This is a genomic window from Dactylosporangium sp. NPDC051484 (assembly GCF_040689395.1).
GTDB lineage: Bacteria > Actinomycetota > Actinomycetes > Mycobacteriales > Micromonosporaceae > Dactylosporangium.
On the sequence record NZ_JBFAZX010000064.1, the window covers coordinates 1 to 12,972 of the forward strand.

General features: G+C 71.3%; 9 protein-coding genes. 5 read left to right on the plus strand and 4 right to left on the minus strand.

Going from position 1 to position 12,972, the window contains the following annotated elements:
- Positions 1-116: 116 nt before the first annotated feature.
- From AB0367_RS38000 to AB0367_RS38010, 3 genes are all read right to left on the minus strand, one after another.
- Positions 117-2,285 carry a carbohydrate-binding module family 20 domain-containing protein gene (locus tag AB0367_RS38000; RefSeq protein ID WP_366231373.1) on the minus strand — a complete coding sequence of 723 codons (2,169 nt, stop codon included), beginning with the start codon at positions 2,283-2,285 and terminating at the stop codon, positions 117-119.
- 165 nt (positions 2,286-2,450) lie between these two features.
- Positions 2,451-4,082: a glycoside hydrolase family 13 protein gene (locus AB0367_RS38005; protein WP_366231374.1), complete on the minus strand. Its 1,632-nt coding sequence runs from the start codon at positions 4,080-4,082 to the stop codon at positions 2,451-2,453.
- Between the two features lie 70 nt (positions 4,083-4,152).
- Entirely contained in the window at positions 4,153-5,160 is a 1,008-nt protein-coding gene (locus AB0367_RS38010; protein WP_366231381.1) for a LacI family DNA-binding transcriptional regulator, read from the minus strand.
- Positions 5,161-5,357: 197 nt separating this feature from the next.
- On the opposite strand from AB0367_RS38010, the gene AB0367_RS38015 reads away from it, so the two are divergent.
- Genes AB0367_RS38015 through AB0367_RS38030 form a run of 4 tightly spaced genes read left to right on the plus strand, consistent with a single transcriptional unit; the run spans position 5,358 to position 10,737 of the window.
- Positions 5,358-6,599 (plus strand): maltose ABC transporter substrate-binding protein, encoded by a 1,242-nt coding sequence (locus AB0367_RS38015; protein ID WP_366231375.1) that lies wholly within the window; start codon positions 5,358-5,360, stop codon positions 6,597-6,599.
- 6 nt (positions 6,600-6,605) lie between these two features.
- On the plus strand, positions 6,606-8,138 hold the full coding sequence (locus AB0367_RS38020; RefSeq protein WP_366231376.1) for an ABC transporter permease subunit: 1,533 nt from the start codon (positions 6,606-6,608) through the stop codon (positions 8,136-8,138).
- A complete protein-coding gene (locus AB0367_RS38025) occupies positions 8,135-8,992 on the plus strand; it encodes a sugar ABC transporter permease (protein ID WP_366231377.1) in 858 nt (285 codons plus the stop codon). The genes AB0367_RS38020 and AB0367_RS38025 overlap by 4 nt, the downstream gene beginning before the upstream one ends.
- Positions 8,989-10,737: a glycoside hydrolase family 13 protein gene (locus tag AB0367_RS38030; RefSeq protein ID WP_366231378.1), complete on the plus strand. Its 1,749-nt coding sequence runs from the start codon at positions 8,989-8,991 to the stop codon at positions 10,735-10,737. Before AB0367_RS38025 ends, AB0367_RS38030 begins: the two co-directional genes overlap by 4 nt.
- Positions 10,738-10,749: 12 nt before the next feature.
- Here the strand turns inward: AB0367_RS38030 and AB0367_RS38035 are convergent, their stop codons facing one another.
- A complete protein-coding gene (locus AB0367_RS38035) occupies positions 10,750-12,216 on the minus strand; it encodes an MFS transporter (protein WP_366231379.1) in 1,467 nt (488 codons plus the stop codon).
- A gap of 259 nt (positions 12,217-12,475) precedes the next feature.
- Here AB0367_RS38035 and AB0367_RS38040 point away from each other — a divergent pair, with 259 nt between their 5' ends.
- Positions 12,476-12,895 (plus strand): hypothetical protein, encoded by a 420-nt coding sequence (locus tag AB0367_RS38040; protein ID WP_366231380.1) that lies wholly within the window; start codon positions 12,476-12,478, stop codon positions 12,893-12,895.
- Positions 12,896-12,972 lie beyond the last annotated feature (77 nt).

Sequence of the window (12,972 nt, forward strand, 5' to 3'; positions counted from 1 at the left end):
CCGCGTGGTGAGCCTGGTGTTCGGCGCCCGGCGGCCGCCGGTCGCCCTCAACCCCGCGCCGCGCCCGGGGTGCGGGGCCGGGCCGAGGGCGGGGCCCGCCGCGCCACTCGGCGGTGCTACTTCCAGGTCGCGTTGACCGTCTGCGCGGCGGTGCCGGTGTTCAGGGTGCGGTTCGCGCCGCTCTCCCAGGTCACCGAGCCGTCGGGGTTCTTCTTGATGAACTTGTACTCCACCGCGGTGTTCGCCGGCAGGGTCACCGTCGCCGACCAGATCGGGTAGTTCGCCGAGGACAGGGCGATCGCGCTGCCGGTGTTCCACGAGCCGAGCGCCGGGATCGAGCCGACCACGAACACGTTCTGCCCCCAGATGGTGCTCACGTTGGCGTTGAAGGTGACCGCGGGCGCGGGGGCGGACGTGGACGAGCCGTTCCACGTCGTGTTGATGCTGCCGGTGCCCGAGGCCGGGACCGTGTACGTGTGGTTCGAGCCGGGCTCCCACGTCACGTTACCGCCGGCGTCCTTGGCGATGAACTTGTACTCGATCGCCGTGTTCGCCGGCAGCGGCACCGTCGTGCTCCACGACGAGCCGCTCGCCGTCATCGGCAGCGCGGCCGAGGTGTTCCACGAGCCGAGCGCGGCGACGGAGCCGACGAGGTAGATCGGGTTGCCGCTCGGGGCGCCGGTGACGGTGAAGGAGACGCCGCCTACCGACGGGGTCGTCGATGGGGTCGTGGACGGGCTGGCCGACGCGCTGGGCGAGGCCGACGAGGTCGGCGAGGTGGTCGGGCCGGCGCCGAGGCGGGCGTTGACGTGCAGGGCGACGGCGTCCTTGGCCGCCACGCCGAGGGTGGCCTGGCCGCCGCCGTCGACCGTGACCGTCGGGCCGGAGCAGGTCTGCGCGGCGGCGTTGTAGTCGCCGTGGATGACGTCGCAGTAGACGCCCGCGGGCAGGCCGGTGCTGAAGGTGCGCGACGACACCGCGCCGCCGCCGTTGTCGATCGCGATCCATCCAGTGGTACCGCGGCTGAAGGCGATCGCGTTCGAGCCGTCCGACCACCAGTTGCCCACGCTCGTGTCGGCGCGGGTGGCGTTGTGGAAGCCCACCATGTTCTTGATCGCGCGCTGGCGGTGCTGGCACTCCCAGCCGCTGCCGCAGGTCACCGCGGTCACGTAGCCGTTCGCGTCGGCCGGCGGCGACGCGTCGTTGTTGCTGAAGGTGAACGAGCTCATCACGTTCGGCGTGCCGAAGTTCCAGGCCAGCATGAACACGTTGGCGAGGGTGTCGGTCGCGCCGGCCTTGTAGTTGAGCGTCGAGCCGTTGCGCTCGGTGTCGTGGTTGGAGACGAACACCGTGGACTTCGCGCTGGGCTCGAAGCCCCAGCTGGGCCCGAACGTCTGCAGGTTGGCGATGCTGCCGTTGAACTGGTTCCTGAGACTGCTGGCGTAGTTGAATTCGAGGATGCCGCCGATGCCCTCGTAGGCCGACGGCGCGAGGCTGCCCGAGCCGCCCGGCATGACCTCCTGCGTCCAGTACACGTCCTGCTTGGTGAGCTTGCCCTTGATGGCCGACAGGTCCGCCTGGGCCATGTGCTTGGCCGCGTCGATCCGGAAGCCGTCCACGCCGACCGAGATGAGGTCGTTGAGGTAGCCGGCGATCTTCGTGCGCACGTAGTCGGTGCCGGTCTTGAGGTCCGACAGGCTGAGCAGCTGGCAGTTCCAGACCTCGGCCGGGTTGTTCCAGTCATGGATCTGGTTGTCCGGCTGGGGGCAGTCGGCGGGGTGGAAGTGGAAGTCCGAGGAGCTGTACCCGGCGCTCGGGTAGCTGTAGTTGTTGGTGAAGCTCGCCCCGCCGTACGCCGTGGTGCTCGACTGGTTCGCGCCCGTCATGTGGTTGATGACCGCGTCGGCGTACACCTTGACCCCGGCGGCGTGGCAGGCGTTCACCATGCTCTGGAACTGCGCCCGGGTGCCCATGCGGCTGTTGAGGTCGTAGGCGGCGGGCTGGTAGATGTCCCACCACGGGTGGCCGGCGACGCTGATCGAGTCCTGCGGCGGGGCGACCTGCACCGCGCCGTAGCCGGCCGGGCCGAGCACGTTCGTGCACTCGGTGGCGATGGAGTTCCACGGCCACAGCCACAGGTTGGCGATGACGTCGTTGCCGCCGGTGGCGGCCTCGGCCTTGCGGCTGCCGGACAGCAGCGGCACGGTGAGCGCCGCGCCCAGCAGCAGCGCGGCGGCGACGGTGAGGGTCCTGGTGAGACGTCTGGACAGGCGGGGTATGTGCACGGGTGCCCTCCGAAATGGCGGTAGCGGAGTGGGGTGGGCGATGGCGATCCGGTGGCGGCCGGATCGATGACGCTGAGCCTGTTCCTCGTGGAAACCGAAAGTCAAGAACCTTGCAAGAAATTGCCCGCAGGCACCTCCAGAAAGGCCTTTGAACTGCCGAAACGCTCAGGAAGACCTGGCAGTTCTTGCAAAGATCCACACTGCGGTGTCCTCCGGGAGCGTGCCGGCGGCGACGGTGCCGCTGGCCAGGGCCACGTGCGAACCGGGCGGATCGGGCAGCGCGACGGGGGAGTCGGAGAGGTTCACGACGCAGCGCAGGTCGCCCCGGGAGAAGTCCAGCACGCCGGGCGGGCTCGCGTGCCAGCGCACCGGGCCGGTCACCGTGCGGCGCAGGGCGAGCGCGGCGCGGTAGAGCTCCAATGTGGACGACGGGTCCCCGGCCTGCGCGTCCGCGGCGAGCGCGGACCAGTCCGGCTGCGGCAGCCAGGACCGGCCGGTGGCGGAGAACCCGTACGCCGGCGCCGCGGCGGTCCACGGCAGCGGCACCCGGCAGCCGTCGCGGCCCGGATCGGTGCCGCCGGAGCGGAACCAGACCGGGTCCTGGCGCGCGTCAGCGGGCAGGTCGAGCACCTCGGGCAGGCCGAGCTCGTCGCCCTGGTACACGTACGCCGAGCCGGGCAGCGCGAGCATGAGCAGCGCCGCGGCGTTGGCCCGGCGCGGCGAGCCCAGCCGCGTCGGGTGCCGGCGCACGTCGTGGTTGGACAGCACCCAGGTCGTCGGCGCGCCGACCGACTCGGCCGCCTCGACGCACGAGTCGATGCTCGCCCGCACCGCCGCCGGGTCCGCCCAGTCCGCCTGCAGGAACTCGAAGTTGAACGCCTGGTGCAACTCGTCGGGCGCGGTGTAGCGGGCCAGCCGCTGCGGCGTGGACGCCCACGCCTCGGCGACGGCCATGCGCTGCCCGGGGTACGAGTCGAGGATCTTGCGCCAGGCGCGGTAGATCTCGTGCACGCCGTCCTGGTCGAAGTACGGCAGCTCGCGCCGGCCGAGCAGGCCGATCTGGCCGGTCGCGCCGGCCGCCGGGTAGCCGGGGGCCTTCACCATCCCGTGCGCCACGTCGACCCGGAAGCCGTCGACGCCGCGGTCCAGCCAGAACCGCAGCACCGACTCGAACTCCAGCCGCACGTCGGGGTTTTCCCAGTTCAGGTCCGGCTGGGCGGGGTCGAACAGGTGCAGGTACCACTCGCCGTCGGCCACCCGCGTCCACGCCGGGCCGCCGAACACCGACTCCCAGTCGTTGGGCGGGTGACCGTCCGATGTCGCCGGGTGAAAGTGATACCGCGCCCGGGCCGCATCGCCCGGATCGGCTTGCAGGGCTTGCGCAAACCACGGGTGCTCGCTGGAGGTGTGGTTGGGCACCAGGTCGATGATGACGCGCAGGCCCAGGTCGTGGGCGGTGGCCAGCATCGCGTCGAAGTCGGCGAGGGTGCCGAAGGCGGGGTCGACGTCGCGGTAGTCGGACACGTCGTAGCCGCCGTCGACCATGGGGGAGCGGAAGAACGGGGTGAGCCAGATCGCGTCGACGCCGAGGTCGCGCAGGTGGGGAAGGCGCTCGCGCAGCCCGATCAGGTCGCCGACGCCGTCGCCGTCGCCGTCGGCGAAGCTGCGCACGTAGATCTCGTAGATGACGGCCGTGCGCCACCACTGCTGCGCCGCGTCCGTGCCCAGGTCCGCCAGGGCATCGGCCAGCTGTGACGATGTATCGGAAATATCGGATATGTCGAGAGCGTCGGACATGGTGGTCCCTTCGTGAGGCGTGATCGTCCGGGCGCGGGCCGCCAACCGCGCCGGATCTGGGTGGGGGAAGTCAGCGGGGCGCGATGCCCGTGGAGCCGCGCACGACGAGCTCGGGCGCGAAGAGGTACTCCGAATGCGGGGTCGGCTGCCCGTTGATCGCGTCGACCAGCGACTGCGCCGCCGCGTTGGACATGGCCCGCACCGGCTGGCGAAGCGTCGTCAGCGGCGGGTCGGTGAACGCGATCAGCGGCGAGTCGTCGTAGCCCACGACGGACACGTCGCGCGGCACCGACAGGCCCCGCGAGCGCGCCGCCCGCACCGCGCCGAGCGCCATCAGGTCGGAGCCGCACACCAGGCCGGTGACGCCGCGCTCGAGCAGCCGGTCGGCGGCGGCGTGCCCGCCCTCGACGCCGAACAGCGACAGCTCGATGTTGTCGGCCAGGCCGCGGCGCAGCATCGCCTCGCGGTATCCGAGGATCTTGCGCTGCACCGGCAGATACCGCTCGGGGCCCGAGATGAGCCCGATGCGCGTGTGGCCGAGCGAGGCGAGGTGGTCCACCGCCAGCTCACTGGCCCGCGCGTCGTCGCAGGAGATGCACGCCGCCCCGAGGCCGGGCACCAGCCCGGTGACCATGACGATCGGCAGCGGGCGGTCGATGAGCTTGCGATACCGGTCGTGGTCGGCGGTGGTGTCCGCGTGCAGGCCGGAGACGAAGATGATGCCGGCGACCGCGCGCTCCAGCAGCATCTCGACGTACTCGTCCTCGGTCACGCCGCCGGGCGTCTGCGTGCACAGCACGGGCGTGTAGCCGTGCCGGGCCAGCGCGGACTCGATGACCTGCGCGAACAGCGGGAAGATCGGGTTGTCCAACTCGGGCGTCACCAGGCCGACGAGGCCGGCGCTGCGCTTGCGCAGCCGTTCGGGGCGTTCGTAACCGAGCACGTCGAGCGCGGTGAGCACGGCGTGCCGGGTGTCCGCGCTGACCCCGGGCCGGTCGTTGAGCACCCGCGAGACGGTGGCCTCGCTGACCTCCGCCTGCCGGGCGATGTCAGCGAGACGAGCTCGTGGAGCGTCCATGGCCATGGGTCGAGAGTAAGCGGCCACACGGCGAAATTGAAAGTCGGGTGGAAGGGCTTTCATTCTCTGCAACTCCTTGCTACGGTCTGCGCCACCGGTATTCGATCGACACCCCTGGTATCGATGTCGGCAAACCTCCCCTGGCTGCGTGGCGGCCTCTACCGCCGCCGCGGGCCAGCCCCTGAACAGGAGCTTCCATGCGCATCCCGCTGCGCGCCGTCGGCGTGTTCGCCCTCGCCGCGTTAACCCTCACGGCCTGTGGGTCGTCGAAAACCCCCGAAAGCACTTCCACGCAGCCGGCCGCGACGCTCACCATCTGGGCGGACGACCAGCGCTCGGCGGCCCTCAAGCCCTTCGCCGAGGCCTTCGGCAAGGCCAACCACGTCGAGGTGCAGGTCCAGGCGGTCTCCAAGGACCTGCAGACCAACTACGTGACCGCCGCGCAGTCCGGCAAGGGCCCGGACATCGTCGTCGGCGCGCACGACTGGATCGGCAACCTGGTCCAGAACGGCACCATCGACCCGATCCAGCTGTCGGACTCGCAGAAGTCCGCGTTCGCCGACGTCGCGGTCAAGGCCGTCACGTTCAACGGCCAGCTCTACGGCGTGCCGTACGCGATCGAGAACCTCGCCCTCATCCGCAACACCGACCTGGCGCCCACCGCGCCGGCCACCATCGAGGACCTCGTCGCGGCCGGCAAGGCGCTCAAGGACTCGGGCAAGGTCAGCAACATCCTGTCGCTGCAGGTCGGCCAGAACGGCGACGCGTACCACATCTACCCGCTGTTCAGCTCGGCCGGCGGCTACCTGTTCGGCACCAAGCCCAACGGCGACTACGACCCGGCCGACCTCGGCGTCGGCAAGCCCGCGTCGGTCGAGGCGTTCAAGAAGATCGCCGCGCTGGGCGAGAAGGGCGCAGGTGCCCTGACCCGCTCGGTCAACAGCGACAACTCCATCCCTACCTTCACCGGCGGCAAGACGCCGTTCCTCATCTCCGGGCCGTGGGCCGTCGCCGACATCAAGAAGGCCGGCCTCAAGTACGACATCACGCCCATCCCGCCCTTCGCCGGAGGCAAGCCCGCGCAGCCGTTCGTCGGCGTGCAGGCGTTCTACGTGGCCAGCAAGGGCAAGAGCAAGGCCCTGGCCAACGAGTTCATCACCAACTACCTCACCAAGCCGGACCTGCAGGTGGCGCTGTACCAGGCCAACCCGCGCCCGCCGGCGCTGACCGCGGCCATGGACCAGGTCAAGGGCAGCGACCCCGACATCGAGAAGTGGCTCACCGCGGGCAAGGGCGGCGCCGTGCTGCCGGCCATCCCGGCGATGGCCGCGGTGTGGGACCCGTTCGGCAAGGCGGAGTCGGCCATCGTCGGCGGCGCCGACGTGCCCGCGACGCTGAGCGGCGCGTCGAAGACCATCACCGACGCGATCAGCAAGTAGCACGCCATGACGAACACGTACCTCCGGGGCATGGTCGTGAAGATCGCGGTCCTGGGGCTCGCCCTGGCGCTGGCGGTCTACGCCGCCTTTCCGCTCGCCGACGCCCACGCCTGGGGATGGCTCGCCGTCCTCGTCGTCGTCACCGGGCTGATCTTCGCGATCTACCTGTCGCCGCGGCCGGTCCCGGCGAAGTACCTCGTCCCGGGGGTGCTGTTCCTCCTGGCCTTCCAGGTGATCCCGGTCCTCTACACGGTCGCCACCGCGTTCACCAACTACGGCGACGGGCACCGCGGCACCAAGCAGGACGCCATCACCGCCATCCAGAGCTCCTCCGTGCGGCAGGTGCCCGGCGCGGCCGAGTACGCGCTGTCGGTCGCGCTGGACGACGGCGGCCTGAAGTTCCTGCTGCTGTCCCCGGACGGCAAGGCGTACGCCGGCGACGCCCAGGGCCTGCACGAACTCGGCGCCGGCGCGGTCACCGTCACCGCCGGCCGCATCGCCGCCGCCGACGGCTACCAACTGCTCGACCTCGGCCAGGCGACCCAGCGCAACGACGAGGTGCTCGCCTTCACGGTGCCCACACCGGACGGTGCGATCCGTGCCACCGGCCTCACCCGCGCCTACACCGGCCAGGCCACCCGCTTCTACGACGCCGGCTGCGACTGCGTCACCGACCGCGGCACCGGCGCGCAGTGGTTCGCCGACGAACGGACCGGCGAGTTCGTCGGCAGGGGCGGCACTGACGGCGAGCACCTCGCGCAGGGCTGGAAGGTGGGCGTCGGGCTGCGCAACTTCGCCCGGGTGGTCACGGACGGGCGCATCGCCGGGCCGTTCCTGCAGACCCTGGTCTGGAACCTCGCCTTCGCGGTCGGCTCCGTGCTGGCGACCTTCGCGCTGGGCCTGGCCTGCGCGCTGGCCCTGCACGCCGACCGGCTGCGCGGGCGCGGTATCTACCGGGTCCTGCTCGTGCTGCCCTACGCCATGCCGTCCTTCGCCATGCTGCTGGTCTGGCGCGACCTGTTCAACCAGGACTTCGGCCTCATCAACCGGGTCACCGGGCTGCACGTGGACTGGTTCGGCAGCCCGTGGACCGCGCGGCTGGCAGTCATTCTCGTGCAGCTGTGGCTCGGCTACCCGTACATGTTCCTCGTCGCCACCGGCGCGCTGCAGGCCATCCCGCGCGAGATGGCCGAGGCCGCGGCCATCGACGGCGCCACCGCCGGCCAGCGCCTGCGCCGGGTCACGCTGCCGCTGCTGCTCGTCGCGCTCACCCCGCTGCTCATCTCGTCGTTCGCGTTCAACTTCAACAACTTCAACGCCATCTACCTCACCACCGACGGCGCGCCGTTCCCGGCCGGCAACTCCAGCATCGGCGCGACCGACCTGCTCATCACCTACACCTACCGGGTCGCGTTCGGCGGCTCCGGCGCCCAGTTCGGCTTCGCCGCGGCGCTGTCGGTCTACATCTTCGCCATCGTCGCCGTCATCTCGGTCATCGGCTTCCGCCGCAGCCGCAAGCAGGAGGAGGTCTACGCGTGAGCGCCCGAACCATCGCCTGGGTCCGGCACACCGGCTGGCGCCACAGCGTGGGCGTGCTCGCCGTCGCCTTCTCGCTCTTCCCGATCGTCTTCGTGGTCTCCGCCGCCCTCAACCCGCTGGGCTCGCTGAGCTCGACCGGGCTGATCCCGGACTCGGCGGGGCTTGGCAACTTCGCCGGCCTGTTCCGCGAGACCGACTTCGCGCACTGGTACCTCAACTCGGTGCTCATCGCCGGCATCGCCGCGGCCGCCGGCGTCTTCCTGTCGATCCTGGCCGCCTACGCGTTCTCCCGCATGCGCTTCCGCGGCCGCCGGGCCGGGCTCGTCTCGCTGCTGCTCATCCAGATGTTCCCGCAGTTCCTGTCCGTCGTGACGATCTACCTGATCTTCGCCGGGCTCGGCGACTACTACCCGGCGCTGGGCCTGGACAGCCCGTGGGGGCTCATGCTGCTGTACCTCGGCGGCGCCCTGGGCGTGAACACCTGGCTGATGAAGGGCTTCCTCGACACCGTGCCCAAGGAGCTCGACGAGTCCGCGGTCATCGACGGGGCCAGCCACGCCCAGATCTTCTTCCGGGTGACCCTGCCGCTCGTCGCGCCGATCCTGGCCGTCACCGCCCTGCTCGGTTTCATCACCACCATCAACGAGGTGCTGCTGGCCAACGTCTTCCTGCGCAGCGACGGCGCCAAGACCCTCGCGGTCGGCCTCTACGGCCTCGTCGCCGAGAAGCGCAACGCCAACTTCGGCATGTTCTGCGCCGGCTCGCTGCTCACCGCGATCCCGACCGTGGTGGTCTTCCAGGTGCTGCAGCGCTACATCGTGTCGGGCCTCACCGCCGGGGCGGTGAAAGGATGAGGTCCAGCGCCGAAGGCGTCGACCGGCAGTGGCGAGAACGGATCCATCACGACGGCTCGGCGCTGTACGTGCCGGACCAGAACCCGCGGCTCGGCGCGGCCGCGGACGTGTGGCTGCGCACCGGCCCCGGCGTGCGCGCCGTGCACGTGCGCTCGATCGAGGACGGCGAGCCCCGCTTCACCCCGGCCACCGCCGAGCGGCGCGGCGGCGAGCTGTGGTGGCGCGCCGGCATCCTCGTGCGCAACCCGGTCACCCGGTACCGCTTCCACGTCGACGGCGACTGGTACACCGTGCTCGGCCGCTTCGCCCACGACGTCCCCGACGACACCGACTTCCGGCTCGTCGCCCACCACGGCCCGGCGCCCTGGACCCGCGAGGCGATCGTCTACCAGATCTTCCCCGACCGCTTCGCCCGCTCCGCCACCGCGCCGGCCACCCCCGACTGGGCGGTGCGCTGCGACTGGGACGAGCCGGTCACGGGCCGCGGGCCGCTGGCCTCGAGGCAGTGGTACGGCGGCGACCTCGACGGCATCGCCCGGCGCCTGGACCACATCCAGGACCTCGGCGCCGACACCGTCTACCTGACCCCCTTCTTCCCGGCGCGCTCCAACCACCGCTACGACGCCGTCGCCTTCGACCGCGTCGACCCGCTCCTCGGCGGTGACCGGGCCCTGCGCCGCCTCGCCGACGCCCTGCACACCCGCGGCATGCGCCTCGTCGGCGACCTCACCACCAACCACACCGGCGTCGAGCACCCGTGGTTCGACCAGCCCGACCTGTACTACATGAGCGCCGACGGCGGGTACGAGTCCTGGCTCGGCGTCCCGTCGCTGCCGAAGCTGAACTGGCACTCGGCCCGCCTGCGCCAGCGCTTCGTCACCGACGCGGACTCGATCGTGCGGCGGTGGCTGCGCTACCTCGATGGCTGGCGCGTCGACGTGGCCAACATGACCGGCCGGCGGGCCGCCGACGACCTCACCCACGAGGTCTCCCGGCTCATCGCCGAGGCGGTCCGCGCCGCACGCCCCGACGCGCTGCTCGTCGCCGAGCACGCCCACGGCGCCGGCGCGGACCTCGACGCCGGCGGCTGGCAGGGCACGATGAACTACGCCGGCTTCCTGCGTCCGCTGTGGAGCTGGCTGCGCGCCGACGACCTCGACCTGCCCGACTTCCTCGGCGTCCCCGGCGGCGTGCCGCGCCGCGACGGCCACGCGCTGGTCCGCACCATGCTGGTGATGATGGCCACCATGTCCTGGCGCGCGTGGACGCACTCGTGGAACCTGCTCGGCAGCCACGACACCGCCCGCATCCGCACCGTGGTCGGCGACCTGGGCCGGATGGAGGTCGCGGCCGGCCTGCTGGCCACCCTGCCCGGCGTGCCGATGATGTTCGCCGGCGACGAGTTCGGCCTCACCGGCTCCACCGGCGAGCAGGCGCGCACGCCGATGCCGTGGCGCAAGAGCCTGCAAACCCTGCCATGGTACGGCCGGCTGCTCTCCCTGCGCCGCAAGCACGCGGCGCTGCGCGGCGGCGGCCTGCGCTTCGCCCACGTCGACGCCGACGCCGTCGCGTTCTGGCGCGAGACCCACGACGAGCGGCTGCTGATCCTGGCCCGCCGAGCGCCCGGCACGCCCGTCGCGCTGAGCGGCGTCGCGGAGGCCACGAACCTCTACGGCGGCGCCCCGCTCACCGGCGAACTACCCGCCGACGGCCCGACCCTGCAGATCTGGTCGTGCCCGCCCTAGCATCCGCTCGCGTCAGGCCGGTGCGGTCCGGCGGGCGGCCGGGATCAGCGTCGCCTCGGCGGTCTGCACGGCCGGGCTCGCGGTCGCCGTCGCGCCGCGGCGCGTGTGGCGGCGCGGCACGAGCAGGGCCACCGCGACGGCCAGCGCCACGGACACGGCCAGGGCCGCGAAGGTGGTGGTGAAGGCGGACTCCGTCGGCAGGCCGTCCGGGCGCAGGCCGCTGGTCAGGATGGAGCTGATCAGCGCCGTGCCGATGGATGCGCCGATGGTGCGGATGTTCGCGTTCATGCCGCTCGCCGCGCCGGTCTGGGCCATCGGGACGCTGTGCACGATGAGGCTCGTCATCGCGGCGTAGGCCAGGCCGCCGCCGGCGCCGAAGACCGCGCCGGCCGCTGCGACCTCGAAGCGGGACGAGTGGGCGAAGGCGAACGCGACGCACGCCGCGGTGGCCAGCAGGGAGCCGGTGACGAGCTGGGCGCGGCTGCTGAACCTGCCCGCGATCGCGCCGCTGAGCATGCCGGCGACCGCCATCGTGATCAGCATCGGCACCATGAGCAGGCCCGCCTCGCTGACGGAGGAGCCGAAGCCGTAGCCGGTGGCGCTGGGGATCTGCATGAACTGGGGCAGGAAGGCGTACACGCCGAACATCCCGGCGCCGAACAGCAGGGCCACGACGTTGGTGGTCCAGACGCTGGGCAGGCGCATCATGCGCATGTCGATGAGCGGGTTGCCGGAGCGGATCTCGACCGTCACCCAGGCGGCCAGCAGCACGGCGCCCAGCGCCAGCAGCCCGACGGTCAGCGGCGACGCCCAGCCCCACGCGTTGCCCTTGCTCAGCGGCAGCAGCAGCGCGACGAGCCAGCCGGACAGCAGGGCCGCGGCGAGCCAGTTCACCCGGCCGGCCGAGCGCACGGGCGACGGCGGGACGAAGCGCCAGGCGAGCAGCCCGGTGACGGTGACGACGCCGAGCGGGATCCAGAACAGCCAGCGCCAGTTCAGCGCGGAGACGACCGGCCCGGCCAGCACGATGCCGGTGCCGCCGCCGATCGCGATGACGGCCGACATCGCCCCCAGCGCCGACACGACGCGGCCGGGCGGAAACTCGTCGCGGATGATGCCGAACGACAGCGGGAACAGCGCGCCGCCGAGGCCCTGGATGACACGGGCGGCGATGAGCACGGTGATGTTGGGGGCGAGCGCCGCGAGCACGCACCCGGCGGCGATCGCCGCGAGCGACACCAGCAGGGTCCGCTCCTTGCCGATCATGTCCCCGACACGGCCCATGAGCGGCGTGGCCACGGCGGCGGAGAGCAGCCAGGCGGTCAGCACCCAAGTCACGGTGTCCGCGCCGGTGTGCAGGTCCCGCTGGATGACCGGCAGCACGGGACTGACCAGCGACTGCAGCATCGAGAACGCCGCGGTGGAGGCCGCGAGCACACCGAACGTGAGCCGGTACGACGACCGGGCAACTTGAGGCATGCCTCCACAATATTGGAGGCAACCCTCCGTTCAACGCGGCAGTCGCCTACGCCACTCGTGATGGAGATCGCAGCCCGCCCGGATCGACCGGTGCGACCGTGGCGAAGTCCGTCGCGCTCAGCGGTCGATCGCCAGACAGCTAAAAGCCAGCTGGCTGATCGCCTGGTATCGATCAGCGAGCCCCGAACGGGATCGGCGCCCCGATAATGATGCAGTTCCTGTGAGACATCTTTCGAAACCTGCGCCCGGTGATCTCCGTATGCCAAGATCCCCTCGAACGGAAGAACGCTCCGCGGAGGCAGCCTTGAGCAATACCCTTGACATCGCACTCAAGAGCGCGATGAACATCGATGGCGCGATCGCGGTCGCGCTCGTGGACTACACCAGCGGCATGACGCTCGGCACGCTCGGCGGCACGCCGGATTTCGACATCACCGTGGCCGCGGCCGGTAACACCGACGTCGTGCGGGCCAAGCTTCGCGCGATCGACCTGCTCGGGCTGCCCGACCGGATGGAGGACATCCTGATCACCCTCGAAAGCCAGTACCACCTCATCCGGCCGCTGCAGTCGGCCAACGGGCACGGACTGTTCCTGTACCTCGCGCTGGCCAAGTCCCGCGCGAACCTGGCGCTCGCCCGCCACCACCTGCGCGGCATTGAAGAGAACGTGAAGATCTGACGTTCCTTATCAGGATCCTCCGAGTGGAGCGCCCCGCGCGCGGCCGGCCCCAGCGAGAAGGGGGGGGGGGGCGGCGC